Origin of the sequence: Lederbergia galactosidilytica (genome assembly GCF_017873565.1) — a bacterium.
GTDB lineage: Bacteria > Bacillota > Bacilli > Bacillales > Bacillaceae_C > Lederbergia > Lederbergia galactosidilytica.
The window spans coordinates 25186-51334 of the sequence record NZ_JAGGKH010000016.1; the positions used below are offsets into that span (position 1 = coordinate 25186).

Below are 26149 nucleotides of genomic sequence, written 5' to 3' on the forward strand. Positions count from 1 at the left end.
GGAGGTATACTGTTAAGGATTCGGACATGGTACAAACAAATTGTACATTGAAACCGAGAAAGGGACAGGTGATCATCTCATGCGATTTTTAAACGAATATTCAGAATCCCTCGTTAACTTCACGGTAAAAAAAGCCATTCTGTAAAATAGATGGAGCAAAATGGGCTTTATACTTTTGCTTAGAGTTTGAGCATTCTTCACTGAAATCCTTCATTATAATACCTAAAGCAGCATAATGCTACCTTCATTTTAAACGATCGCCCTTAACCAGAGCGTAATACAACATACGGAGCACCCCGGTCTGTGTTTGATAGTCAGGGTGTCTCCCGATACTCTCTATTTCACTTTTATTCTATTTCTCCCGGCTTGATTGTTTTGATTTTCTTTATGAAATAGTAGTGTTTATAGAGACCAAGTACTACCATAATGATTTGGACAAAAAGAATATCAACAATAAATAACGAAAGCACTATAAAAAAGTCAGCGATCAAATTAATACGGATTTTCTCTTTACGAGTCATGCCCCTTTTCTGGCGAAATCCTTCCACATACTTGTCATATACTTTAGTGCCCTTAAACCAATTATCAAGTCGCTCAGAACTTTTTGTAAAGCAAAAAGCCGCCACTAAATAAAACGGGCCACCTGGCAGAACAGGTAATATTGTTCCTGCAATCCCGATACCTAAAAATATAAGCCCCATAACGACTAACAGAATTTTTTTGATATATTTCAATATGATCACCTTCGTTTATCGCCATATCCCCTCGTCATTGACAAGTGATATACAATCCATGATGTTATAGCACACTGAGTATGTTAAGTATAAATACTTTTACTTGAACTGTCCAAATTCATTGTGGCGTTTAAGAGACATTTCTAAAAAACTTCATTCTGAGGCTGGGACAAAAGTGTTTTCGCTTAAGTAAAGTCCGAACTATTAGTGTGAAAATAACCCACTCCGGAAATATACTTCGCTAAGGTAATGCAATATTCGCTTTTGAGGCTTAGCATTTTTAGTTATGTCCCAGCCTCATATAGAGCGTTAATCAACATAGTTGCCTGAGTATCCTTCTATTAATTTTACCTCTTTACTCCCATTCACTTCACTATTAGGTTCTTCCCAGAACAGAAGGAAATATCAAATGATATAATAAGAAATGGAGAATTTCTGCAATAGGGGAAAACTGAATTGGAGTGGAAATTCTACAAAATATAGTTCACAGAAGCAAATGCTCCCTAATTGATTTAGGAATTGGAGAAATATTGAACTCTATAAAGGTCTGGGTCACTATGAGACCCAGACCTAAGGTTTCTCTGTATAAATTACTTGGCGATTTTTAGGATCGGTTTAATGGTTACGCCATTTTTGGAATCCTCAAAGGCTTCATTAATATCTTCAAAGTCATAGAATTTGACTAGTTTATCAAATGGGAATTGGCCTGCCTTGTAGTAATCAACTAATTCCGGAATGAAGACATTTGGTACTGAGTCACCTTCAATGACACCCATCATTGTTTTTCCTTCAGCCATTAAATCATTGTGTACATCAATATTCATTTCTGGTGTAACACCGACGATTGCAGCTACTCCAAGAGGACGTAATGCTTGTAAACATTGACGAACAACTGGGGGAACTCCTGTTGTATCGACTGCATATTTTGTTCCGCCATTTGTTAGTTCCTTAATTTCTTTCACAACATCTACTTTTGATCCATTGAATGTATGTGTAGCACCAAGCTCTTTCGCCAGCTCTAGTCGTGAATCATGAACATCAATGGCAATAATGGTTTTACAGCCTACAATTTTTGCGGCCATAATGGCACTTAAACCAACTGCACCTGCACCATAAATAGCAATAGTTGAACCGAACTCTGGTTTGATTCTATTCAAAACAGTACCTGCCCCTGTTTGGATCCCACAGCCTAAAGGCCCTAATAAAGCTAAGTCCACATCTTTATCCACCTTGACAATATTACGCTCATGTGCAATGGCAAATGTACCAAATGAAGATTGACCAAAGAATGTTGAAAGCGAGTGACCATCTTTTGATAAACGATGTGTATAATCATCATTCGTGCCACCAAAGTTCAAATCATTGAATGTTTCACAGACTGTTGGGTGACCTGTTAAACAATTATCGCAATGGCCACAATGTGCGAATGATAATACAACATGATCACCTTTTGCAAAGCGTGTAACACCTTCACCAACTTCTTCTACAATTCCTGACCCTTCGTGTCCAAGTACAGCAGGCAGAGGTGCAATTGCTTCATCACGTGCAACGGCATCTGTATGACATACACCTGTAGCTACAATTTTCACTAAAACTTCATTCGCTTTCGGTGCCGCTAACTCTACTTCCTCAAAGCGAAAATCCTGACCCTGTCCATGTGTTACTGCTGCTTTAATCTTCATAGTTGCCTCCTTGAGAACAAGTAATTTATCTCGAATTAGAGATATTCGTTTTAATTCTATTTTAATACTAAATATACTATTTGCAAATAATCTGCTTTAAACTCCCTTTTGTTTCAAAAGATAATATGCCAAAAAACACAAGTATATATACGTATCTGCTTCTTTCCATACGCCTATTTCTTCACAAACTTAACCCTTAGACACACCGATCCATTGCAACACTCGAAGTAGCAAGTTCCTAAAATCACTAGCATAGCCGCAAGTTACTTTATTAGACTATTTCCACAGTTCCCTACGGCTATTCACTTCATGCTCAAACCATCTAATTGTATATTAAATGGTCTTTCCATCCAATTTTACTAATTAGGGATACTTAATACGATGTCCCCTTTTAATATAAGAATTTGTTTCACATGATCTCTCTTACTACAATAAAAAATTGATAAACAAAATATCCTGAAAAACCAATTAATACTACCCCTGCAATGATAGAAAATCCTTTAATCATAGAATGGCTCAATACTTTCCTAGTTGTCGCCACAATTGTTAATAACCCAATATCGTGCAATAAAATTCCTGTTAACACACCTGCTGCAATAATGAAAAAATTGGTTGGCTCAGCTGCATTATATGAGTTAGTTAGCACTGCCCCAAATACACTTAACCAGAAAACAATATTCCCTGGTGATACTGCAACAAGAAAACCATTACGATAGGTAGACCACAATGATTTTGTCGGTTTTTCACCTGATAATGTTATATCTTTGTCCGCATTCTTAATTGAATCATGGCCAATTAGAAATAAAAATATCGTACCAATTAACCACATAGGAATTTGAATAGCTGGGAGCTGTAAAATGGAAGCTAATCCAAGATAAAGAGCTAAGATTAAAACAAAGTCGATCGTCATGCCACCTAACCCAACAACCCAACCATGTATAAATCCATTTTTAAGTCCTTGCTTTGTCATTTCTACTGTAATCGCCCCTACTGGCATTGCAACAGCTAATCCCGCAACAACATATGTAAAAAATAATGCCACTATCATCCCCCCATAATGACTCATAATACTATAAAACCACAAGATATGTTGTCTTTAATCTCGCACATAAGATCCTCACTCATTTTAGAATGGCCAAAATTATGAATATTTTTATCAGGGTTGTCATATTCAAAATGCCCAATACCGCTGAATAAAATCGTCTCCAGCTTCTTGCTAAAAATTTCGAACTGTGTATAATACAAGGTAATTATATAAGTAAAAATGTTTTCTAGGGTTCCGCAATTTTTAATATTGGCCTGGTCCGAGAGAAAACTCACGCTAGTCGTGTCACGGAAGGATAAAAGCCTGGGAGAAACTGTTTTACAGTTTTCTCCCAGGCTTTTTTGCTTTTTTAAAAAAATCGGAGGTGTTGTTACATGAATAAGGACTGGATCAAAGTATTTATTGCTGCATTTTTTGAAGTTCTATGGGTTATTGGGTTAAAGCATGCCCATGACATTTGGACTTGGAGTGGAACGATAATTGCGATTATTATTAGCTTCTCTGTAATGATTATGGCGGGAAGAAAACTTCCTGTGGGCACCGTATATGCGGTTTTTGTCGGATTAGGAACAGCTGGAACAGTATTTTCGGAGATTTTATTCTTTGGAGAACCTTTTAAAGTGGGGAAAGTACTACTGATTTTAGTTTTATTAGCAGGAGTCATTGGTTTGAAATTAGTTACAAAAGACAAGCTTCAGGAAGGAGAGGAAAGATAATGGCGTGGATCTCCTTAATTTTAGCAGGCTTGTGTGAAATGTTTGGGGTTACGATGATCAATAAATTACACAAAGATCGCAGTTGGCAGTCATTGGCTCTTTTAATCATTGGATTTGGAGCAAGCTTTATATTTCTTGCTTATGCAATGGAAACACTTCCTATGGGCACAGTTTATGCAATTTGGACTGGAATTGGAGCTTCTGGTGGAGCCATTCTAGGCATGATTTTATATAACGAATCTAAGGATTGGAAAAGACTCGTTTTTATCGCTATGGTTTTAGGCGCTGCCATCGGATTAAAACTTGTTTCATAAAATATATTGAATGATGATAAGGGCTGTCCAAATTTGTTAAAAAATAAAGTTTAAAAAATCGCCAAAAAGGGGAACAATTTACACGATCTACACTCTGTAGCCCTATGCCAAGAGAGTCCTTTTGGCGTTTTTCCCCTTTTGCGATAGCCCTTTCTCTTCAAATTAATAACTTTTGCCAATGCTACTAAGGCATTCCAGCAGCTTATATAAGTGTTTTGCACATTATAAGATCTATCTGCTGTTCATCACCCATATAAAAGGAATGAGCTCCACTTTGCCTAAACCCCATTTTCTCATAAAAAGCAATCGCATTTTCATTTTTTTCCCATACACCAAGCCAGATTTTCCTTTTATCAAATGCCAATGCTATTTCCACTGCTTTATTGACCAAATATTTCCCTAGTCCTAGTTTTTGATAGTTATGCTTTATATAAATTCTCTCAACTTCGAGTACATCATTTCCCATCTTTTCAGACTGAGCTTCATCGACATTGACTTTTAAATATCCAGCAACTTCATTATTAAAACAAGCAAAAAAGAATTGGGAAGAATTATTGGTTAATTCCTTTTGTAATTGTTCTAAGCTAAATGCCCTGTCCAAATAGTCTTTCATATTTTTGGGTGAATTTTGCTCCTTGAAAGTGTCATTAAATGTTTCATAGCTTATTTTTTGGAGGTTAAGTAAATCTTCATGTGTGCATTTTTTTAAACTTATCGTCATTTTGCTAGCACTCCAATAATGTCATTAATAATTTCTCTTGTTACCTTTTTTTACAAACTCCCAATCTTTTTCTATATTTTTTCTAACCCTTTGCAAAAGATTAAACACAGATTCTGCTTCACTTTCAGAAAATCCCGTTAATGCAACACTCTCGGAATACTCATTTTCTCTTTTGATAAAAGTATAAATATACTTTCCTTTCTCTGTTGGAAAAAGTTTCTTTACCTTTTTATTATATGGATCATCTTTCTTTTCAATAAAGCCATTTATTTCAAGTTTCTTTAAAGCTCGCGATACTGTTGTTCGATCAACCTTGATCATCTCTGCTACTTTTTCTTGAATGATTCCTGGATTTTCACATATGCGGACAAGGTACAAATACTGTCCTTTTGTAAGATCATATTCCTTAAATTCAATATTACTGATCGAATCTAATGCCCTAGCAATCATCCCAATTTCACGAAGTATTTCCTTCATAATTAGCTCCCTTGTATTTTTTGTTGCATATGCAACAAATTTAATATATATTAAATCTATCCTATTTTAGTTGCATTCGCAACAAAATACTTATTTATTATCTTTTATTCTTACTTATCGAAATAAATCTAGGAAGGGTGAAGTCAGTGGAAATAAAAAGAGTTACTACTCATAGCGACCTAAAAAAAGTATTTGAGATTAGAAAAGAGGTTTTTGTAGCGGAGCAAGGCGTACCATTGGAGGATGAATTTGATCATTTTGATACTCTTGATAATCTGTGTGAGCACATATTAGTCTATTACAAGGAATTTCCTGTTGGAACAGGGAGAATAAGAGTTGCCGAAGGCTTAGGTAAACTAGAAAGAATTTGTATTTTAAAGCCTTATCGTAAATTCGGACTTGGAAAGGCAATCATTCAAGCATTGGAAGAAATCGCGAAGGAAAAGGGTATATCTCGGGTTAAATTACATGGACAGACCCAGGCAGAGGAATTTTATCATAAACTCGGCTATCAGACTTCATCTACTATATTTTATGAAGACGGAATTCCACATGTTTTAATGCAGAAGGAATTAATTACAGACCTGAAAAGGTCATAGGAGGAAGAATAAGAAGGCCGGTAGAGAAATCGTATTAGTTCTCATATTACTGTTGGGATTATTCATATATAAATGAGATAATCCTCATCAACTTGGCCTGTCCCTTCTTTCCTATCAGCGCTCCCTTAAAACAAAAATCTAATGGTTGCCATACATATTATTCCCACTATAACTGTAATCGACAAACTCTTTGTCCATAATGCTATGATAAGTGTCGGGATAATCGCTGTAAGAATTCTCCAATCAATGGCTAGCAATAATTTATTATCTTGAATAATAAAACTATCAACGATCAGTGCAGTAAAAATACAAATAGGAATAAACGATAGCCATTTAATGACAATTTTCGGTAGCTGAATATTCCTTATCACGATAAACGGAATAATTCTTGGGATAAAAGTGACAATTGCACATCCTAAAATGATGAATAATATCGATAATTGAATACTCATTTGTCTTTTATCACTCCAATCGTTGCAACAATGATGGTTGATAAGAGAATGGCTAGATACGAAGGGACAAACAGACAGAGTACCAACATGAATAGAATTACATAAACAATTAATGATAGATAAAGCTTTAATTTACGATGCTCTATGTTTTCTAATTGCAACACAAGCAATGCCAGAAACATAGCTGTGAGAGAAAAATCCAATCCTAATATTTCTGGATTTGAAATCCATTTACCAAAAATAGCTCCTAGTACGCAAGATAATATCCAAAATATGTACGCTGTAACATTTAATCCATTCATCCACTTAGCATTGAAAGCTGCTTTTTTTACAATTTTATTAACAGCCACACCAAATGACTCATCTGTTAACAGGGTCCCTATCGCGATATTTTTCATTAAAGAATACTTCGTAAAATAGGGAGCCAATGTCATGCTTAATAAAAAGTGGCGTAAATTTACAATGAATGTTGTAAATACTATAACTGAAATAGGACTTTCTGCTACTAACAATGCACAAATGATAAATTGAGCTGCACCCGCGTAGACGAGAATCGATAAAAGTGCAACCTCTAGTATACTTAGATTTGACGAAGCTCCAACAATCCCCATCGCAATTCCAATACTGATATAACCAATTAAAGTCGGAACACAATCTTTTACACCCTGATAAAATGTTGTGAGGTTTTCTTCTCTATTAATTTCTTGACCTAGTTCATTCATAGCTGCACCTCTTGTCTGCTGTATTAAACATTTGTTTGTTATATCACCTGTATGTATGTTATAATGAATAATAAAAACAGTCAAGGAGCTTTCTTATGGAATTCATTCAAGAAGTTATTGCCAGCAACCTTGCTAACATAAGAAAAAAACGTGGATTGAGCTTAGATAATATGGCGAAACTGACTGGCGTTAGTAAAGCGATGTTAGCTCAAATTGAAAATGGAAAATCAAATCCGACTGTCACCACACTTTGGAAAATTGCTAACGGATTACAAGTGTCTTTTTCAGGGTTTTTAAAAGAAATGGATAAGCCAAAAGTTAAAAAAAAAAATATAAATGAACTTAATCCAGTTATTGACGATGACGGGAATTATCTTGTCTATTCTCTCTTCCCATTTCATCCAGAAAAAAAGTTTGAAATTTTCACTGTCGACTTGAAACCTGGTGTGAGTCATAAATCTGAAAAACATATAGGTGAGGAGTATGTGCTTATCCAAAGAGGATTACTTACTCTTGATATTCAAGGGGAGAAGTTTGAATTAAATGCTGATGAAACATTAAAATTCAATGCAGCCACTGAACATATTTACACAAATTCTTCTGATGAATTAGTTAGATTCTATATACTTATTTTTTATCCTGATTAATATTTGAGTGATTCCACCGAACTCTTGGATACCGTAGCGAAGGCATAATCATTGACACTATATATGGTATGCTTATCGTTACTCGCAAACTGCAACTACGCAAATCAAATATTCAAACAGAAATGCTAGTGACTACATGAAAAAAGTGAGATTTTGTGAGTATAACAACTGTAAAAATATTTGATTATTGAGCTATGCTTTATTCAAATCCAAAAACACTTTTGTTGATTCAATTTTCGTGTTCATTTTAATAGACAAGTGGCTGACATATCGGGGAATTGCGTCATTGGTACGAATGAAAAAACTTCAATTATCGCTTCTATTGGCTATTGACTCTTTGATTTTATAGGATTTCAAAAACATTATAGAAACAATTAGCAAGCTCCGCAAAAATCATAAGGGATACAAACAGATGATAATCATATTACCTGAGCAATACCTAGAGCTACCCAAATTATTGAAGGCATTTTGCATAATACCGTTGTGTTACAAACAATTCACGTAATATGGAACTTATTTTATGGGGCAAAATCACCAATGGCTGTTTGTATTTTATTGCAATGGGGATGATTCCCTCATATTATCGTCCCTATGTGTTCTCTATATATTTTGCAACAAATATTCTAAAGAAAGCAATTTACCACTTTCATTAATATTTATTCCTTTTGGGGATTATCTGTTATAATCTTCCACTCACATTTCATAAATAAGTGACCTTCTGTTAATTCGGCTGTAAGACTCCCATTCATTTTTTTCATTAACCCCTTGGCAATCGAGAGTCCAAGTCCTGTCCCTTTCCCCTTTCTTGTTTGATCTACTTTATAGAAACGATCAAACAAGTGAAAGAGATCCTCTTCTTTTAATTGTGGTGCTGGATTACTAATGGCAAGCTCAACAGTTGATTGATTACAATTTAGATTAATCGTTACATTTCCAGTGGAGTGCTTTAATGCATTTATTACTAAGTTTTCAATTACCCGTTTTACAGCTGAAGAATCAGCCTTGATCCTTATATCCTCCTTCATAATATGGATAGTCGGCTCTATATGCTTTTGATTAAACTCTTCATAAAAGCCTACCAAAACCTCTAAAATAAGGTCATGCAATTGAATCGATTCTATGTTCAATGAATAATCTGTTGATTCAATAACGGATAACTCAAAAAAATCTTCTAGTAATACTTTTAACCGTAATGCACTACTTTTTATAGTCAAAATATACTCTTTTCTTATTTCGGATGGCACATTATCATCTTCCAAAAATTGAATATAACCTAAAATAGAAGTCATTGGTGTACGTATATCATGGGAAATATTTGAAATAGCTTGCTTTAACTCATTCTCCGTCCGTCTTTTTTGTGCACTAGCCTGCTTTGTTTCATCAATTTGAATATTAATTTCCTTTGCAAGTTTTTCCAGATGATTGTCAAAAAAAGCTAGATTAATTTTTCTATCTATTTTTTTCTGGTGTCTATCCTGTAATTGTCTTGTTACACTTTGTATTTCTCTTTTTAAGAACATAAAGCGGATGAAAAAGAACAATGCCATGCTAACTGAAAATATTGTTACATACATCATTTTTCATCACCCCACTTTTGTTATTTTATTTCCTTTTTCCGAAAGACAATGCCTCCTAATCCCCCAAACACAGCAAAAGAGATGACAGGAACAAATATCATATTTAATAAATCCTTACTATTCAATGAACCTACATTTTCGATATTCCATAGTAAATAAAAAATAGAGTTTTTCACTAATGGCTCAAAGAATGGAATATACTCAGCAATGGTAGTTAGGATGCCTTCAGCCATCTGGAAAAATATAATCATAAAGGCAATGGCCTTTCCGCTATCTGTTAGGATCGTTGCAAAAAATGTCATTAACGATGCAAATGCTGCCGCATACAGGATGATGAAACCAAGCGTTTTTACAAAATAACTCCATTCAGGCATATCTGGAAAGCCCAAATAGGCACCCATTGTACCTGTTAAAAAAATCGGAATGATTATTGAAATGATTACTGCCCCTATTGAAAAAACAATTAATTTTGCAAAATAAATACGAGCTCTACTATTTCCAGAAGATACGATATTTTTCATCGTACCTGATGAATATTCCTTTGAGATAAAGAAACCAGCTAATATGCAAGGAATGAGTTTGATTACATAAATATTCGCATTAAGCAAATCTGACTGATAGAAGTTGCTAATTTTGATCAATTCTGCTCCTTCGTCAAAAATAATTAATAAAGGATAGAAAATACTTGTAGCTAACAATAGGAGGATCAAAAACCAAAATGATCGATCTTTTCTCAGTTTATACCATTCAGCTTTAATAAGATTACCCATGGCGAATTCCCCCAATACGATTCATAAAATAAGCTTCCAAATCCTGTCCCATTGGCATGAATTGTTCTATAATCAATCCATGCTTTACAAGGATTGAAGATATTTCCCCTGGGGTCTTATAATAGCTGAATAGTTTAATAACACCATCAGGCATGACTTCAAAGTCCTTCGTTAAGAGACTTGTTTCGATTACAGTGGCAGCTTTTTGCGGATTATTTACTTTGATATGCAAAAATTGCTGGCATTTTGCATTTAGCTCTGCAATCGTTAATTGTTCCAATACATTACCTTTATCAATAATCCCATAGTGGGTTGCAAGCAAATGAAGTTCGCTCAATATATGGCTAGAAATTAAAATTGTCATCCCATATTCTTGATTTAATTTTTTCAAGAGCTCTCTTATTTCGACGACTCCCATTGGATCAAGGCCATTGATTGGCTCATCAAGAATTAAAAATTCAGGTTCTCCAAGTAAGGCAATAGCTATTCCAAGCCTTTGTTTCATACCTAATGAAAAGTTCCTTGCCCTCTTTTTTCCTGTATCTTGAAGACCAACTATTTTAAGTGTCCTTTCTACACATTCTTTCCCGGGAATTCCTTTTAAAAGCCTGTGTGCTTCCAAATTTTCAGTTGCTGTCATATGCGAATAGAGTGCAGGCCCTTCAATCATGGTGCCTATCCGTTTCCTAGTCTCATTTAATTTCTGCCCATCACTATTTCCAAATAATTCAATCGATCCAGAAGTTGGTAAGGCAAGACCAGATATAATTCGAATTAATGTGGACTTTCCCGCGCCATTTTGTCCAATGAAACCATAAATGGATCCCTTTTTAATTGAAAGGTTCACATTGTTTAAGGCAACTTGATATTTAAATTTTTTTGTTAAGTTACTTGTTTTCAGTACATACTCGCTCATAAATTTCCCTCCTTAACATAATGCTTTTAGTATAGAAAGGAAACCTTAACAAACTCTTAAGGAGAATCTTAAGAATACCTTAAGTTTTGAGGCGATACCCCATTCCCCATATAGTCTCGATATATTGCTCATCTGGGTTGATGGCTGCCAACTTGTTCCGAATGTTGCTTATATGGACATTCATTATATTTTCATCTCCGTAATATGCCTCATGCCACACACTTTCAAACAAATTTTTCTTCGTAAAAACCTTTTCTGGTGATGTCAGGAAAAGAAACAATATTCCGAATTCACGAGCTGTGAGATTTAATGCCTTTCCTTGCACAAACACAGTTTTTGCTTCTGTATCAATTTCAATATCCTTATATATAAGCTTCTTCGTATTGGCTAATTTATTTATTCGTTTGTATCTTCTCAAATGGGAGTCAATTCGAGCAGATACTTCCTCAATATCAAATGGCTTTGTAATATAATCGTCTGCCCCCGTCCTTAACATACCAATCTTTGTTGGTTGATCTAATTTAGCCGAAATAATAATAACCGGAACATTACTTTGCTCGGCAATCTTTGTGAGAATTTCATCTCCAGACATCCCTGGTAGCATCAGATCAAGGAGCACCATATCCCATTCCTTCTTTTCTAGGTATAACATTGCTTCCGTACCAGAATATACTGGCTGTGGAATATAGCCATTCTTTTTTATGATGTTACACAATAATTGATTAATATCATTATCATCTTCTACCACCAAAATCCTTATTCCTTCAGTCATTTTTTTGAATCACCTTTACTTTCCGAAAGTTAGTTGGATCAGTAGTCGTTATTTTAATACATCAGCTTTATAGTTTGAGCGTATATTCTTAGGTATTTTATGATAAATATGAAGAGGGATCCCTACATCATCCTTTATCCTTATTTCTTTATCTGAATCAAATATATCAAGGAATTCCCAATATGCAATAAAAAATGCTGATCTAGGCTCATGAATAAACTCCATCCATCCCTCTGCAATATGCTCGTCCTTTTCATTGAATACATTAATTCCTGAGAAGTTTTCAATACGTCCATCTAAATAAGTCGCTTCATGTCCCTCAACACAACTATCAGACCAATCAAATTTAAACCGATTCCAGATTATTCCATACTCTTTTAAATCATCACTTAGTTGTTGCTCAACAGCTAATCTTAATTTAGGCCCCATCATCATGGAGCATCCCATGTTTGTATAATTTGGTTGCAAATTTACCTCCCCTAACTATAAACACGAACAAGATTAGCTTACAAAACAATATTCTGTTTTAAATGAAGAGATTCCGTTTTGTAAAAGATTATTTCAAACGGATTCTCGCTGAGAAGTGCTATGTATCATTTAAAAAATTAATCGCCTTATTGCTGTGCTCTGATTCTAGAATAATCTTAATTTGAATAACCTTTACTCTTATTTTCGTGCAATGACTTGATTGATTATCCATTTTACCGATAAATCTATTTCAATATCGTAGCACATATACAATTACACTACTCACTATCCATAAAAAATGGGTAAATTGCGAGGCCAAAAGTAGCTCCACGCTAAGAATATATTCCCTAAAATAACAAATGACAAATCATCCCGAACTGTAAAGAAAGCAAATAGGAACATAGCTCTTGACTAGCGGTAAAATTCAAGATTATTGAAAGGATATCAGGTTAAAAAAAGTACGGATGTGTGAAGATTATGTGTATGAAGTATTAGATGATCGGATTATAAATAAACTGTGTCTTTGAAAAACTATGTGCTAAGAAAATTCAGTTTCTATCTATTATCAGATCTCATCTTTATTTAAACATTTAAAAAACGAATATCAATCTTTGCCCACCCACTACGTTATACACACACCTAGGACAGATCATAGACATTTTTAACTAGGTTAAGAACGATTAGAAAACTAGAATAAATTTGTATCTTCTGGTTTAGGATTTTGCGCTTTTGAATCTCCTAATTTTGCTATATAATCTATCAAGAAATGAAAGACGACAAGTGGCAAAATTGAACTTATCCCAATATATAAGATAGAAAATATTACTCCAAAAACAGTTGTCCTTAAAACTCCAGTTGTAAATCCTTGATATGTGTGAGCTAGCCCGAACAATAATGAGGAAATTATTATTATTAACCAAACTGAGAAATTAGGAAATAAATACGTTAAAGCAAAGATTAGAAAACCTCTATAGATGATTTCTTCCGTAATCCCTGCTGTTAGCGAAACATAATTCCATAGTCTTTTCTCTTTATTAGTAATAGGCATAATTTCTGAATAGTCGATATTTCCCCATTCCTTTTCTTTGATTTGTGTAAATTTAGTTCTAATCTTATCACTAAATGGATAGCCAATAGAATAATATAAGATTCCAAATAAATAAAGAACCCCTATAGTTAATACAGCATAAGTAACTAATGGCCCTAATGTGTCCGTGTTAATACTTGGAATAGATAGACCAATATCTTTTAAAGTGAGTTCAGTAAAAACAACTAATAGTAAAATAAACACAGTGGGAATCCATAGACCAATTATTGCATTTTTATAGTATTTTAACCTCGCATCTTGGTTTTCTTTTAAGTCAATTTTAAATTTTTGAAAATCAAAATATCCAATAATTGGCTCATATATTATTATAAAGACGATTACTAACCAAAAACCATATTCCAAAGAATTCACTCCCTCCATTTTTCGAATAAATCTTTTAAACAATAGGAAGCTTCGTATAACTTTTAAGGAGAACTATAACAAACACTTTTAAAAAACATGACGCCTTAAAAGTAGAGGTGTTTATTTCAACCTTACTTATTAGTGGGGAAGAGGCTGGGACATAACTAAAATGCTAAGCCTCAAAAGTGAATATTGCATTACCTTAGCAGGAAATATACGTAAACTCCTGCGGGAAGTAAGAGTTCGACAAGACCCCGGAAGGCGAAGTATATTTCCGGAGTGGGTTATTTTCACGCTAATAGTTTGGACTTTACTTAAGCGAAAACACTTTTGTCCCAGCCTCTTCTTATTCATTAACTCCAAGTACACAAACAGCTGCATTGGGGTTCATTTCCTTTATTGTCGTTTTAATTTGAGAAAATCCTGCTTCTTTTAGATAACGAGCGATGTCATCCCCTAGTTTTTGAGAAGTCTCTTCTGTTGCGCCTTTCATGTACGGTAGCATCGTTAGGGCAATAAGACCATTTGGTTTCATGATTTGGCGTATTTTCTTCAATGCTTTAACAGGATCCTTCCAAAAAATAATGGAATTAACCGAAAGCACCTTATCAAACTTTAACTCAGACGGAGATATGCTACTAACTTCTCCAAGTTTTAATGTCACTTTTCCTTCTTGTATGGCTTTTATATTCCTTTTTTTTGCTTGCCGAAACATTACGGTGGAGTAATCAATTCCAACATAATGCCCGCCATGAATTAATTTTGAAATTAATTTAGTGGCAATCCCTGGACCAAAACCGATTTCTAAAACATTATCCGTTCTTTGTATATTTAACAACGAGATCGTCCACTTGTTTTTTTCGACACCAGTGGATGCCATTAAATTACCTGCGATACTGCCGAAAATGCCTTCTGGCTTCCCAAACTGTAAAGAAAACTTTTTTAAAATCCCCACCCCCAAAAACCTCCTTTTATTAATAGTGTAACAATGAATCACTCTCGCAATTTCTTTTTAGTTTGCTCCATGTTTAAAAGTAGCTGATCCAAGAGATTGAATAGTTGTGTTTTTTCACTTTGCTCAAATCCTTTTAGTAAATGATTTTCCAATTCTTCAGCCATCGGTTCTACCGTCTGGTCAATAAACTTCTTCCCTTTTTCACTTAGTAATAGAATTTTTGCTCTTAAATCATTAGGGTGCTGTTTTCTAATAATTAGCCCTTTTCGTTCTAATTGTTCAAGTAAAACAGTTAATGTTGAGGACTTGACATCAAGATAATGGAGTAATTGTTTTTGTGTTATTGCTTCACCATCCTTAAGACAAAACATCACATTTAATTGAGCATTAGTTATTCCGTATGGTTCGGCTTTTATTTGAATTAATTGGGATAAAGAATGGGAAAGTCTTTTAATATAGGCAGGTAATTGGTGTTTTTCTGGCTGATTCATCATATCATCCCTTTTAGTTAGTTAGACTAGCTAATTAAAATATAAATAATGGCTTCTTCATTGTCAAGTACATTTCGGAGAAACATTTCTTTAAAACGTGTGAATAGAATATCCGAAACAATTCCTTCACCTCTCATCATATTTTTAAATTAATATTTAGATAAAAAGAAAAAACACATGTCCAATTACTTTAGTTGTAATTGTTGCCATATGTTTTTCACACAATCTTATTAGGATTTGTTTCTGTTCATTATACCCCGTTGCAAATAAATCATTTCTTCGGCAAGTTTTTCTATTCTCTCGTTAATCCGTTTATCGGTGATTTCATCCGTTTCGGTATCAAAGGAATGATTTTGGATGAAGACATTTCCTGTTGGAACAAGTCCTTTAAAATAAGATAAGATGGATCCTAAATGGTATTCCAAGACAAGGAAATGTTTATTCGTCCACCCTGTTGCCACCATTCCTGTCACTTTATGTCTGAATGCATATTCGGGTAAGTGATCAAAGAGGTTTTTTAAAGCACCTGAAAGGGATGCTTGATAAATAGGTGTACCGAATACAAGAAAATCTGCTGATAAAATTTTTCGCACAACTTTCCGAGTATCTTCATTATAAGCTGCTAATGGGAGTCCAGCTGAAAATTCAATGTCGAAATCTCTAAGGTCAATTAATTCTGTCTCTACAGTCGGATCATGGTGTCGAGCAGCAGTCAAAACACTATGTACAGCGACAGATGTTTTTTCACCAGCAAGTGTTCCAGATACACCGACAAGTTTCATTATTCCCACCTCTTTTCATATTAAGTGAAATTTAAATCAATGTTTTTTCCATCTCTCACTGATGCAAGATGAACTCAGGCCTAAATTAACCGCTCCAAAATTGTCGCCTGAGTGACCAACATCCTGTTGGCCCAAATTAATGAGTTTCCGATCCTTTTATGTTCCTAATTCCAAATTTCCCTTCTTCCTTACACTTCTCATTGACGGCTATATTATACACCTCCATTCCATATATAAACAAGCGTTCCTAGGTCTGTGTTCCCGTTCCCCTCTCTGATGTACGAATATTTAGCAAATAAAAACAGGCACATAATAAAAAAAAGAAAGAGGAAAAAATGCCCCCCTTTCCTCTATTCTCTAGATCAATTAATGCCTTGCTATTTTACTCAAATAAAAAACGAGCAATCCAATTCCCTGCCATAAATTTTACCGCCATAATGCCAACCACAATTCCGATACCTAATATTATATGAATAGTTTGCTTTTTGAAGCTAGTCATACCATCCTACCTTTCATTAAGGACTTTTAATCTTCAAAAGATAAATTGACAGGTTCATCTAAAAGTTGAACGGAAAAATCAATATTAGTTGTCGGTGTTTGTTGATCCACTTCCGCAAATTTAAGTTCATCTATCCACACTTGCCCGCTTCCCGAGAGTAATACACCAAAGGCGATAACTGCACTATTAGTAGGAACATCTAGAACAATAGAGTAGTGATTCCATTCAGAATCTCCTATTATGGGGCGGTCACTCATATTATCAAATTGCATGACATCCCCAAGTGTGTCATCGATTCTCATCCAGAAGCCACAGAATCCATCTACATTTTTGGATTTGATAAATCCAGATAATTTTAATCTTTTGCCAAGGTATTTCTCAGCTTTAAATTGTTGCATCATCGTCGCGAATTCTTCTTGAGATTGAGTGGAAACAGATTTTAAATATCCAGATGCATTTCCTTTATGAAAGTTTTCCCTATCAATCCCAATCTGATAGTTAAACGGATGGCTCCCACTTAATTGCCAGCCTATTAGTAACGGATCAGTCTTTTCCACCATTGTTTCCTCCCTTTGCATAGTTAATTTACTCATGATTTTACGATATTGTCCTGGCGGTAATTCATAATACTTTTTAAAGGATCGGGTAAATGATTCTTGTGTTTCAAAACGATAATAGAAAGCAATATCTATTATCCTTCTGTCCGAATTAAGTAGCATGTTAGCTGAATTAGCAATTCGTCGATAGCGAATATATTCAGAAACCGTTACACCAATCTCTCTTTGAAAAATACGATGAAAGTGATACTTGGAAAAGCCAGCATATTGAGCAATGCTCTCTAAGGAAAGTTCTTCTTGTAAGTTTTTCTCGATAAAATCAATTGTTTTTTGGATTATCGGACGGTAACTCATTCTTCCTGTAACCTCCTCACAAGTAAGATAACAAAAAAGATAGACAACTTTTTGACATATATTGCTTTTCTAAGATAATCATAATGATATTTTGTTAATCAATCCAAAAGCGTAGGCGCAAGTTTAACGACAAACAAACTTTTTAATAAAAAAGATATACGGCGAAGCATGGGCAATGCTGACTTATCGTAGGAAGAAGCTGAAAGTTTACTAGGCCAGCTAAACGATGAAACTAAAAATTTCTCCGTATCCACTAGCGACTACTTTATAATTGCCTAAACCATTTAAAAAATCGAAAGTCCTGATTTTTGCATCTGGAAACCTTCGATTCTCAAATTTTATAGATTTTCAAAAGCTAACCTGCTTTACAGAAATAAATTTATCCCTTATTCAAGAAGTCTTTTAATATTCTGTATATCTTTCTCGCTCATCTGCGACTGTAAACGATTATTAATTAAGTTTTGCATCTCCTGAATAAGTTCTGCACCTTCTTTCATAAGGAAAATATCGACAGAACGTTTATCTTTTGCATCTGTTTGCCTTTCAACCAGCCGCCCGGCTCGATGTTGTTCCAATCTTGTAACTAAGCGTGATAGAGCACTATGACTAAGACCCACTTTTGGCACTAAATCTGATAACCTCATCTTCATTTGTTCTGATTGTGTCAAATAATGCATAAGGTAGAATTCTTTTATTCCTAATTGGTAGTGATCTTGGAGTGTATAATCCATTGCTTTTAGTATGCGGTCATGATATTTCGTCAAATTCATCCAAGCATTAAATAGTTCATTATTATTCATAATCATAATCCTTTCTAGCCTTATTGATTGACATTATTATATCATGAACTATATTATATGCATGTGCAAACAAACAAAATTCCATATTTAAATGCATGCACACGCAAATTACATGAAGGGAGTTCTTTACTATGAGTCACCTATTCAGTCCTTATTCAATCAAAAATCTTACATTGAAAAATCGGATTGTGATGGCTCCGATGTGCCAGTATTCAGTCACTAAAGAAGATGGTGCCCCTAATGATTGGCACTTTGTTCACTACGTTTCAAGAGCAATCGGGGGAACAGGTCTTATCATTATGGAAATGACTAGTGTTACCCCTGAAGGGCGGATTACAAATGGTGATCTTGGTCTTTGGTCAGATGAACAAATCCCCCATTACCAACGACTTGTTCAGGAAATTAAAAAGTACGGTACAAAGGTTGGCATTCAGATTGCTCATGCAGGCAGGAAAGCAGAAGATGCCGAACAACCAGTAGGAGCTTCCGCTATACCTGTAGAAGTATTACTAGAAGAAACCATGAATGGTGAACTTAAACCTCCAAGAGCTTTAACAACCCAAGAAGTAAAAGAAACTATTCAGCACTTTAAACACGCCGCAGAGCGAGCGATAAAAGCGGGATTTGATACAATCGAATTGCATGGTGCTCATGGTTATCTCTTACATCAGTTTATGTCACCAAGCATCAATAATCGGACAGATGAGTATGGAGAAGACCTAGCGCTCTTTGGTGAAGAAGTTATAGAGGCAGTCAAAAGTGTAATGCCAGTAGATATGCCATTAATCATGCGCTTGTCTGCCATTGAGTACATAGATGAAGGCTATGGGTTGCAACACTCTATTGATATGGCAAAACGTTTTAAAAAAGCTGGTGTCGATGTTTTTCATGTCTCAAGTGGTGGGGAAGGACCTCCCGGAGAACGTAAACCGCAAAACACACCAGGCTATCAGGTTCCTTTTGCTCGCGAGTTTAAAAAACAATTAAATCTTCCAGTAATCACTGTTGGTAAGTTAAGCAGTCCAGAATTGGCAGAAGCAACCATTTCCAATGGAGATGCGGAACTTGTAGCTATTGCAAGAGGCTTGTTGAATGATCCTTATTGGGGATTGCATGCAGAGAAAAAATTAACTCACAAAGTAACCACTCCTTTTCAATATGAAAGAGGAATAAGATAAAAGAGAGACTAGGACATAACTAAAGTATTAAGCTCCAAGGATGAACAATAATATTACCTTAGCGGAGGAAATATACGCAGACTTCTGTGGGAGGTGAGGCATCAGTGAGATCCCGGAGTGCGCTAACATGGAAAGCTCACCAGCCGCCCGCTCCGGAAGTCTACTTCCGGAGCGGGCTATAAGCACTTATTAATTCAGATTTTTCTTTGGTGAAAACTTTCTCGGCCAATTCTTTTAATTTATATCCATTCTATTTCAATACTTCTTTTCCTCTAAAAATCTGAAAATACCCCTTAAGATCAGACGCTGCCTTATTTCAGAGAAGTGTTCATATGCCGATGTTGGCAGGAATAAAAGCATGGAAAATCGATAAGTAAAGAAGCTAAACCAGCTAATCAAATAGCAAGTATATGTTTCTTAAATGCATTCGCTATCTGTATTGGATTTGTAATCGGTAAAAAGTGGTATCCGTTTGGGATCGTGATGACAGATAAATTGAAATGAAGTTGTTTAAATTCTTCTACTTTTTCTTTACTAAATTCGTCCATACTGTGTTCAGCTAATAGCATAAAAAGGGCTTTTCAATTTTCTGCTTCAAGCAATAATCTTTTATTGTTACTTCATTTGATAAAGTATTTAATGCCTTTTCGTCACTATGATGGATATATACATTTTCTTTCACCACAAAGTTAGCTTGCAAATACGTTTTAAAATGTGTTCCTTCTTCTTCTGTTAATCCTTCCATGGAATGAATCGTTTCACCTATAGCTTGTTCAAGCCCTTCAAACTGTTCAATGACTGGAAATTGAATTTCCTCCTCATCATCTGCTCTTCCACCAAGGAAGTAGTAACCACCATCTAATAAGGTTAATGATTCTACATAATGAGGTTATTGAGAATAAAAAGCCTGAATGATCCAACCACCAATAGAATTTCCGATAAAATGTGCTGATGAAATATTTAGTTTGGATAAAATCTTCTCAATTTCTAATAAAAACGTGGATATAGAATGATCTTCTTGCTTCACTTGATTATGTCCAGGCAAATCAATGGCAATTATTCTATATTCCTTTAAAGACCGCGCCAAAAATTCATATACTTCTTTTCTTTCACCTAGAGCTGGCAATGCAATAATTGTTTTATCACTATCTTGATAACCATAAACGTTAAAACGACTCATCATTTCTCCCCCTAATACTAACTATTTAATTAGTATACTAAAATAGAAATACAGTTACATAACATCTGTCGCTTCGGAATAGTAATGGATGATAATACTTTCTGAATCCTTCTCTTAGAATCAATAAAAAGGAAGCCAATTTGAATAAAGCTAATTAAAAGGAGTTCCTCAAAAACTTTGTGTTTGACTATTCCCCCGTCTGATCTTCTCACCTGAAACTATTTTAGGCATATACATTAGTTTGGATTAGAACTGGATATTTAGAAAAAGTGAAATGGTAGTAAGAACCCACTAACATTAAAATTATTATTTTTAGTCATGTTCTTCTCTTTACGAATTTAAGTCATATAATCTTTTTGAAATAATCAATCCATTTAATTGAGAATTATTATCACTTGTAGTATATTAGATAGTAACGATACTTATAATTGAGCAGGGGGAGAATAGATAATGCAAATATATTGGTCGAAAATAAATAAGATTATTGATGAAACGCCGGAGGTTAAAACATATCTGGTCGATCGTCCGGAAGGCCTTACATGGGAGGAAGGAGCCCATATTCACTTGGCATTGGAAGGTTTTAACGCTGGTGATAAACCCAATCGCAGCCTGATTCGCCACATGTCAATTTCTACTTTGCCGCACGAAAATTTAATCGGAATTACAACACGCATCAGAGAGCAATGCTCTGAGTTTAAATCGATTTTAAGAAAGCTTGAAATCGGTAATGAAGTTGCAATATTTAAAATCCATTCCAATGTGCCACTTAAAAGGGAAAACAAAAATGTTTATCTGCTATCATCAGGTATTGGCCTGGCAACTTTCAGACCGCTAGTACTTGATTATTTTGAGCGTGCAGACAACGTCAATCAAATCCATTCGTTGAATATTGATTCATCAAAGGATTTCTTATTCACCGATATTTTTGCATCTGCAGCAGACAAAAAGTTCACATCACAGTTCGTTGATAACCGTAAAGACTATTATGACGAAGTGAAAAAGCTTGCGGCTGACAAGGATGGACTCTTCTATGTTGTTGGCAGTGACGAATTCCTTAAGCAGAACATTGAAGTACTGCGTGAGCAGGGCATCAAACCAGAACAGATTATGCTTGACAAGCATGATCGACAACTGCCTGAGTTTTTAGAATTTGACCTGCCAATTTAGGCAAGATAAATAAATTACTTGATAAATACTAAATAGATGTGCCATTAACGGGCGCAATTGCGGAATAAGTAGTAAAAGAGTGATATATATTACACATGACGATATATACCACTCTTATTTTTTATGACTTTTTACGATTGAGGTCATGTAATTATAAATTAAACGGCATTACTGATCTTCCGAATACTCATTTTTATTAAAGAAGGCTTGCTCCACAAATTGGGCACACTAAAAAAAGGCACTTACCCTTTAGTTAAGGAAAAGCACCCTTTTTAATAAAAGTTATAACAACTTTGAGAGAGAGTGATTAACTTCTCTTCTTCTCATTTACTATATCTTACTAATATTGTTGAACCCCTTTATGGAAAGGACAAAAAATGTTTTTTAATTTGCGTCCGTCCCTAAAAGATCATATTACCTTTTTATTACTTTTTATATACTTTGCATGTTTAAAGCGAAGAATTACTCTATTTATTAATATTAGCAGGAAACCAAGCATGCAATACACAAGAGTAAAGCCTACAATAATTAAAGCTACATTTGCATAACTGCCAACTCCATCAGGGAAATGACCATTTGGATTTAGAAAGAAATAAGGATAGAATCCATCATACATTCCTCTTATTAAGGATATAGCTCCATAAAGGATTGGAAAGGCTAACCAGTAAAAAATTATTTTATAACGATACCACTTTTTCTCTTCAAAAAAGATCCAATTCAGTAAAACCAATATTGGGATTAAGTAGTGCAAAGTAAAATTTGTAATCGTTCTAATTCCACCATATTCTCCACCACTAGAAAGGATAAAGTGGTAAGTTGATAAAACGACGATCATATATATAAGCGCCGCATTTTTACATAAGTCCATCATATGGTTTTCCTTTTTCTTTACGAATAGAACAAACAGGCTAATGGTAAAGATTATCGTCACAATGACATTCGAATGAATGGTAAACTTTGTCATTGATACACTTGGATCAGGAGAAAAAATGATATGTAATGGCACACTAATCAGTCCTATGACAGCTATTAAACTATGAAACAAAAACTTCGTGTATAAAAGTCTTTCTTTTGGAAATATTCCAGACATCATCCACCCCACAAATCAATGACTTCTTTGCAGCTGTAATCCGAACTCCTTCTAATAATAATTTGTCTTCTTATTGTACTAAAAAAACTACCTTAGAAGACTTTTTTCTGATAAATAAACGTCGCAAGCCCCCAAGAAATACCATAAAGTGCTATGACAATAACCGCTGTTCCTGTATATAAAACCAAATTGGATAAATCAGCAATAAAATCGGTTATCACCGTCAAATGTTTATTTATAAACGATATAACAGGCCGAGCAACCCATGTTAAGAGGATAAAACTAATGAGAATAATGGGTGTAATATGGCCTGGTTTAAATATTTGGAAAAGTGGAAAGGTGAAAGCTGCAAATAATAGAAACAGTCCCCCTCCAATCGCAATATCAGTCATTGTAAAAGGTTTATTGAATACAGACAATGCTATACTCGTCATCCCAATAGATAGGAGCATATAAACGATAGCACCAAGATAGCGTGATGCGATAATTTCCTTACGAGTATATGGCAAGGAATTTAATAAAATATTCGTTTTTGCCTTTTCATCGTAAGCAAAGGCATTAAAAGGAATAAAAATACTAGCGACCATAAAAGCCAAAAATGCGGGAACCTCCGTAATGACAAAAAATAAGATAAAAGGAACAAAGATTAGTAGCTGCCATTTCTGTAATATGGCATCACGTCGAATTAAATTAAACATGCTGTATCCCCCCTTTTAAGTAATACATAATATCTTCTAGTGATGCTTGTTCAATAATAACGGAATCCCCAAAAATACTTTTTACTGCTTTAATATTATCCGTTAACGCTTCAAATCCTGTTGCCGCCCGTTGAACATGAATAAAAGCCTTTTCCGTGTCTCTATCGAGAAGATCAATGCCACCTTTAACGAGTGCATAGTTTTCAGCAACATCATGAATGGATTGATTGAATACTAATTCCCCTCTTTGGATAAAGACGATATAATCTGCAATACGATCTAAATCTGTTGTAATATGGGAAGAGAAGAAAATCGTACGATTACCATCAATCATTAATTCCTGTAAAAGATCCAGCAATTCCCGTCTAAAAATTGGGTCTAATCCTGCTGTTGGTTCATCCATAATAATCAATTCTGCATGATGGGATAGTGCTATTGCTAATGATGCCTTCATTTGCATCCCTTTCGAGAAGGTTTTCACCGCTTTATTAAGTGGTAATTCGAATTGCTCAATATAGCGATAAAATAATGTATCATCCCACTGTTTATAGGCTGGCCCAACAATACGTTTTATATCTTTTAAGTTCAGCCCTTCAAAAAATACATTGTCATCGTATACAAATCCAATTCGCTCCTTGATTTCCTTCTCATGCGTCCGGTAGTCCAATCCAAATAGCTTAACCTCCCCAGCATCTGGCTTTAATAGATTCATCATCATTTTTATTGTTGATGTCTTACCAGCACCGTTTGCTCCAATGAACCCTGTCACAAATCCTTGCTTCACTTGTACATCAATATTTTTAATGGAAAAGCCTTTAAAATTTTTTGTTACGTTTTTTAATTCAACCACATTTTCCACTCCGTTCACTCCTCATATAAAATCTCCAATAATTGCTGTAGATCATCAATTGATAAACCAATTTCCCGGCTATTTGCGATCACCGCATTCAGCTGTTCCTCAATAACCTTCAGCTTTTTTTCTCTTACAAGCTCTAAATTTTGTTCAGCGACAAAAGAACCTTTTCCAACAATGGAATAAATAAATCCCGCCTTCTCCAATTCCTCATAAGCACGTTTCGTCGTTATCACACTAATTTGTAAATCCTTTGCAAGCCTACGCATAGAAGGTAAGGATTCACCCTCTTGTAGTTCACCCGTTAAAATAGACGATTTAATTTGTTCCGTAATTTGTTCATAAATCGGCTCCTTTGAACTGTTGGAAATAATAATTTGCATGCCAATCCCTCTTCTTTATTTTTTAAAAACCAGTCTTGAATTAATGTCCTGTACAGCTTGAAGTAGTATCGCAATGACGTGAAAAAGCATGATCATATTAAAAAATGGAAAACTATAAGGGGTGATCCATTCAGTAAAGAGTTTTGAATTCAAGATCCACCTTCCTATCCTGATAAATACGTTATTACTATCGTTTATGTTTGGCTCAAGAAAAGTACCATCAACCGCTATAAAGATTAATTGAACAATTAAAAATATACCAATGGTAGTCACCCAGCGTTTTATTAGACTACTATTATGTTTTTTCGCGTCCATCATTTGACCACTGCCCTCCACATGTAAATATAATGTATATATACTATATGTACATTATATACACATATAGGATGCCATGCAACCATTTTCTTAGAAAAGCAGAAAAATTTAAGTCTAGTACACGAATAAAGTTCGCTTCTAAATCTGATTATGTATAAGGATGAATCCAATTAAACAGTGTATCCTTTTAAAAAAAAGCTTAATCCACCGATCAGATTGGCTAAATGAACAAACAGAAAGAGCATATTTTGAAAAATCCTTCTCAAAACATGCTCTTATTATTAACGGTTTCGATTTTCAACTTGATTCATCCAGTTTAAATCAGCTTCTAAATGTAATAGCATACCTGTAATTAATAAATATCTATTTTCATCCCCTTGGAGCAATAACTCAGTTTTTAATTTTGTTAATTCCATCACTTCATTAATGATTATTGCCTTTTGCTGTTCAAGCATCTTCTGTTCCTGTTTAAAATGAATGTTACGAGCGCAACTCCATTTAAAGAAAAAGTCTTCTTTTGTTGTATGATAAGGTACAGGCTCTAACAACCACTTTTCCAACTCATCTTTACCTTTTGGCATTAACTCGAACAATTTTCTTTCCTGATCGTCCATTCCTGGTGATGAGACAAGCTGGTCACGTATTAGGCGATCAAGAGTAGTATAGATCTGACCAGGATTAATTTTCCCTTTAATACCTAGTAGGGAATCCAAGCCTAATTTCAGTTCGTAACCATGTTGTTTTTGCTGGAATAATAATGTTAAAATTCCGTATTTTACTGACAC

At 34.7% G+C, this 26149-nt stretch carries 33 protein-coding genes and 1 riboswitch; of the genes, 6 read left to right on the forward strand and 27 right to left on the reverse strand.

The window, feature by feature from the left end; genetic code table 11:
- Positions 1-347: 347 nt before the first annotated feature.
- From J2Z23_RS15910 to J2Z23_RS15920, 3 genes are all read right to left on the reverse strand, one after another.
- Positions 348-743, reverse strand: coding sequence for a YbaN family protein (locus J2Z23_RS15910; RefSeq protein WP_338018438.1), 396 nt, complete (start codon positions 741-743; stop codon positions 348-350).
- A gap of 581 nt (positions 744-1324) precedes the next feature.
- Positions 1325-2416 (reverse strand): NAD(P)-dependent alcohol dehydrogenase, encoded by a 1092-nt coding sequence (locus J2Z23_RS15915; protein ID WP_057986454.1) that lies wholly within the window; start codon positions 2414-2416, stop codon positions 1325-1327.
- Between the two features lie 409 nt (positions 2417-2825).
- Entirely contained in the window at positions 2826-3458 is a 633-nt protein-coding gene (locus J2Z23_RS15920; protein ID WP_057986452.1) for a LysE family translocator, read from the reverse strand.
- Between the two features lie 218 nt (positions 3459-3676).
- Positions 3677-3773: riboswitch (guanidine-I (ykkC/yxkD leader) on the forward strand.
- A 62-nt stretch (positions 3774-3835) separates the two neighbouring features.
- Between J2Z23_RS15920 and J2Z23_RS15925 the strand changes: the two genes are divergently transcribed.
- Together J2Z23_RS15925 and J2Z23_RS15930 are read left to right on the forward strand one after the other, a co-directional pair.
- Positions 3836-4177 carry a DMT family transporter gene (locus J2Z23_RS15925; RefSeq protein ID WP_057986450.1) on the forward strand — a complete coding sequence of 114 codons (342 nt, stop codon included), beginning with the start codon at positions 3836-3838 and terminating at the stop codon, positions 4175-4177.
- Complete coding sequence (locus J2Z23_RS15930; RefSeq protein WP_057986448.1) at positions 4177-4491, forward strand: DMT family transporter; 315 nt, start codon at positions 4177-4179, stop codon at positions 4489-4491. Before J2Z23_RS15925 ends, J2Z23_RS15930 begins: the two co-directional genes overlap by 1 nt.
- 202 nt (positions 4492-4693) lie before the next feature.
- Here the strand turns inward: J2Z23_RS15930 and paiA are convergent, their stop codons facing one another.
- Both paiA and J2Z23_RS15940 read right to left on the reverse strand, forming a co-directional pair.
- The gene (paiA, locus tag J2Z23_RS15935) at positions 4694-5212 is read right to left on the reverse strand and encodes a spermidine/spermine N(1)-acetyltransferase (protein ID WP_057986446.1); all 519 of its coding nucleotides are present in this window, start codon (positions 5210-5212) and stop codon (positions 4694-4696) included.
- A 24-nt stretch (positions 5213-5236) separates the two neighbouring features.
- Positions 5237-5689, reverse strand: coding sequence for a MarR family winged helix-turn-helix transcriptional regulator (locus J2Z23_RS15940; RefSeq protein ID WP_057986444.1), 453 nt, complete (start codon positions 5687-5689; stop codon positions 5237-5239).
- Positions 5690-5835: 146 nt separating this feature from the next.
- Between J2Z23_RS15940 and J2Z23_RS15945 the strand changes: the two genes are divergently transcribed.
- Positions 5836-6288 carry a GNAT family N-acetyltransferase gene (locus J2Z23_RS15945; RefSeq protein WP_057986443.1) on the forward strand — a complete coding sequence of 151 codons (453 nt, stop codon included), beginning with the start codon at positions 5836-5838 and terminating at the stop codon, positions 6286-6288.
- Between the two features lie 125 nt (positions 6289-6413).
- On the opposite strand, the gene J2Z23_RS15950 is transcribed toward J2Z23_RS15945, so the two are convergent.
- The gene (locus J2Z23_RS15950) at positions 6414-6740 is read right to left on the reverse strand and encodes an AzlD domain-containing protein (RefSeq protein WP_057986442.1); all 327 of its coding nucleotides are present in this window, start codon (positions 6738-6740) and stop codon (positions 6414-6416) included.
- Entirely contained in the window at positions 6737-7462 is a 726-nt protein-coding gene (locus J2Z23_RS15955) for an AzlC family ABC transporter permease (protein WP_057986441.1), read from the reverse strand. Before J2Z23_RS15955 ends, J2Z23_RS15950 begins: the two co-directional genes overlap by 4 nt.
- Before the next feature lie 95 nt (positions 7463-7557).
- Here J2Z23_RS15955 and J2Z23_RS15960 point away from each other — a divergent pair, with 95 nt between their 5' ends.
- Positions 7558-8109, forward strand: a complete 552-nt coding sequence (locus tag J2Z23_RS15960) for a helix-turn-helix domain-containing protein (RefSeq protein ID WP_209974531.1) — start codon at positions 7558-7560, stop codon at positions 8107-8109.
- A 656-nt stretch (positions 8110-8765) separates the two neighbouring features.
- Here J2Z23_RS15960 and J2Z23_RS15965 read toward each other — a convergent pair.
- The 11 genes from J2Z23_RS15965 to J2Z23_RS16015 all read right to left on the reverse strand — a co-directional run bounded on the left by J2Z23_RS15965 (position 8766) and on the right by J2Z23_RS16015 (position 18500).
- On the reverse strand, positions 8766-9683 hold the full coding sequence (locus J2Z23_RS15965; protein WP_238482807.1) for a sensor histidine kinase: 918 nt from the start codon (positions 9681-9683) through the stop codon (positions 8766-8768).
- A 23-nt stretch (positions 9684-9706) separates the two neighbouring features.
- A complete protein-coding gene (locus J2Z23_RS15970) occupies positions 9707-10456 on the reverse strand; it encodes an ABC transporter permease (protein ID WP_057986438.1) in 750 nt (249 codons plus the stop codon).
- On the reverse strand, positions 10449-11372 hold the full coding sequence (locus J2Z23_RS15975; protein WP_057986437.1) for an ABC transporter ATP-binding protein: 924 nt from the start codon (positions 11370-11372) through the stop codon (positions 10449-10451). Before J2Z23_RS15975 ends, J2Z23_RS15970 begins: the two co-directional genes overlap by 8 nt.
- 79 nt (positions 11373-11451) lie before the next feature.
- The gene (locus tag J2Z23_RS15980; protein WP_209974534.1) at positions 11452-12144 is read right to left on the reverse strand and encodes a response regulator transcription factor; all 693 of its coding nucleotides are present in this window, start codon (positions 12142-12144) and stop codon (positions 11452-11454) included.
- A gap of 48 nt (positions 12145-12192) precedes the next feature.
- Positions 12193-12612 (reverse strand): hypothetical protein, encoded by a 420-nt coding sequence (locus J2Z23_RS15985; protein ID WP_057994759.1) that lies wholly within the window; start codon positions 12610-12612, stop codon positions 12193-12195.
- Positions 12613-13300: 688 nt separating this feature from the next.
- A complete protein-coding gene (locus tag J2Z23_RS15990) occupies positions 13301-14062 on the reverse strand; it encodes a CPBP family intramembrane glutamic endopeptidase (RefSeq protein WP_057986433.1) in 762 nt (253 codons plus the stop codon).
- Between the two features lie 346 nt (positions 14063-14408).
- On the reverse strand, positions 14409-15017 hold the full coding sequence (locus J2Z23_RS15995; RefSeq protein ID WP_174517087.1) for a class I SAM-dependent methyltransferase: 609 nt from the start codon (positions 15015-15017) through the stop codon (positions 14409-14411).
- A gap of 38 nt (positions 15018-15055) precedes the next feature.
- Positions 15056-15508 carry a MarR family winged helix-turn-helix transcriptional regulator gene (locus J2Z23_RS16000; RefSeq protein ID WP_057986431.1) on the reverse strand — a complete coding sequence of 151 codons (453 nt, stop codon included), beginning with the start codon at positions 15506-15508 and terminating at the stop codon, positions 15056-15058.
- A 230-nt stretch (positions 15509-15738) separates the two neighbouring features.
- Positions 15739-16290: an NADPH-dependent FMN reductase gene (locus J2Z23_RS16005; protein WP_064468191.1), complete on the reverse strand. Its 552-nt coding sequence runs from the start codon at positions 16288-16290 to the stop codon at positions 15739-15741.
- 525 nt (positions 16291-16815) lie between these two features.
- Positions 16816-17700 carry a helix-turn-helix transcriptional regulator gene (locus J2Z23_RS16010; RefSeq protein WP_057994761.1) on the reverse strand — a complete coding sequence of 295 codons (885 nt, stop codon included), beginning with the start codon at positions 17698-17700 and terminating at the stop codon, positions 16816-16818.
- Positions 17701-18086: 386 nt separating this feature from the next.
- Positions 18087-18500: a MarR family winged helix-turn-helix transcriptional regulator gene (locus tag J2Z23_RS16015; protein WP_057986425.1), complete on the reverse strand. Its 414-nt coding sequence runs from the start codon at positions 18498-18500 to the stop codon at positions 18087-18089.
- A 131-nt stretch (positions 18501-18631) separates the two neighbouring features.
- Between J2Z23_RS16015 and J2Z23_RS16020 the strand changes: the two genes are divergently transcribed.
- Positions 18632-19678, forward strand: a complete 1047-nt coding sequence (locus J2Z23_RS16020; protein ID WP_209974536.1) for an NADH:flavin oxidoreductase/NADH oxidase — start codon at positions 18632-18634, stop codon at positions 19676-19678.
- Positions 19679-20073: 395 nt separating this feature from the next.
- Here the strand turns inward: J2Z23_RS16020 and J2Z23_RS16025 are convergent, their stop codons facing one another.
- The 3 genes from J2Z23_RS16025 to J2Z23_RS16035 form a co-directional block, all read right to left on the reverse strand.
- Positions 20074-20247: a hypothetical protein gene (locus J2Z23_RS16025; protein WP_209974538.1), complete on the reverse strand. Its 174-nt coding sequence runs from the start codon at positions 20245-20247 to the stop codon at positions 20074-20076.
- A complete protein-coding gene (locus J2Z23_RS16030) occupies positions 20238-20423 on the reverse strand; it encodes a hypothetical protein (RefSeq protein WP_057986422.1) in 186 nt (61 codons plus the stop codon). Before J2Z23_RS16030 ends, J2Z23_RS16025 begins: the two co-directional genes overlap by 10 nt.
- Positions 20424-20567: 144 nt before the next feature.
- Positions 20568-20858 carry an alpha/beta fold hydrolase gene (locus J2Z23_RS16035; protein ID WP_209974540.1) on the reverse strand — a complete coding sequence of 97 codons (291 nt, stop codon included), beginning with the start codon at positions 20856-20858 and terminating at the stop codon, positions 20568-20570.
- 450 nt (positions 20859-21308) lie between these two features.
- On the opposite strand from J2Z23_RS16035, the gene J2Z23_RS16040 reads away from it, so the two are divergent.
- Complete coding sequence (locus tag J2Z23_RS16040; RefSeq protein ID WP_057986419.1) at positions 21309-22025, forward strand: ferredoxin reductase domain-containing protein; 717 nt, start codon at positions 21309-21311, stop codon at positions 22023-22025.
- A gap of 409 nt (positions 22026-22434) precedes the next feature.
- Here J2Z23_RS16040 and J2Z23_RS16045 read toward each other — a convergent pair whose 3' ends face one another.
- The 6 genes from J2Z23_RS16045 to J2Z23_RS16070 form a co-directional block, all read right to left on the reverse strand.
- Positions 22435-23118 carry a Pr6Pr family membrane protein gene (locus tag J2Z23_RS16045; protein ID WP_238482814.1) on the reverse strand — a complete coding sequence of 228 codons (684 nt, stop codon included), beginning with the start codon at positions 23116-23118 and terminating at the stop codon, positions 22435-22437.
- Positions 23119-23207: 89 nt separating this feature from the next.
- Positions 23208-23813: an ABC-2 transporter permease gene (locus J2Z23_RS16050; RefSeq protein ID WP_057986416.1), complete on the reverse strand. Its 606-nt coding sequence runs from the start codon at positions 23811-23813 to the stop codon at positions 23208-23210.
- The gene (locus J2Z23_RS16055) at positions 23806-24672 is read right to left on the reverse strand and encodes an ABC transporter ATP-binding protein (protein WP_064468189.1); all 867 of its coding nucleotides are present in this window, start codon (positions 24670-24672) and stop codon (positions 23806-23808) included. The genes J2Z23_RS16050 and J2Z23_RS16055 overlap by 8 nt, the downstream gene beginning before the upstream one ends.
- 5 nt (positions 24673-24677) lie before the next feature.
- Positions 24678-25049, reverse strand: coding sequence for a GntR family transcriptional regulator (locus tag J2Z23_RS16060; protein ID WP_057986412.1), 372 nt, complete (start codon positions 25047-25049; stop codon positions 24678-24680).
- A gap of 15 nt (positions 25050-25064) precedes the next feature.
- Positions 25065-25364: a YfzA family protein gene (locus J2Z23_RS16065; protein ID WP_238482808.1), complete on the reverse strand. Its 300-nt coding sequence runs from the start codon at positions 25362-25364 to the stop codon at positions 25065-25067.
- A 281-nt stretch (positions 25365-25645) separates the two neighbouring features.
- On the reverse strand, positions 25646-26149 hold the full coding sequence (locus tag J2Z23_RS16070; RefSeq protein WP_057986408.1) for a PadR family transcriptional regulator: 504 nt from the start codon (positions 26147-26149) through the stop codon (positions 25646-25648).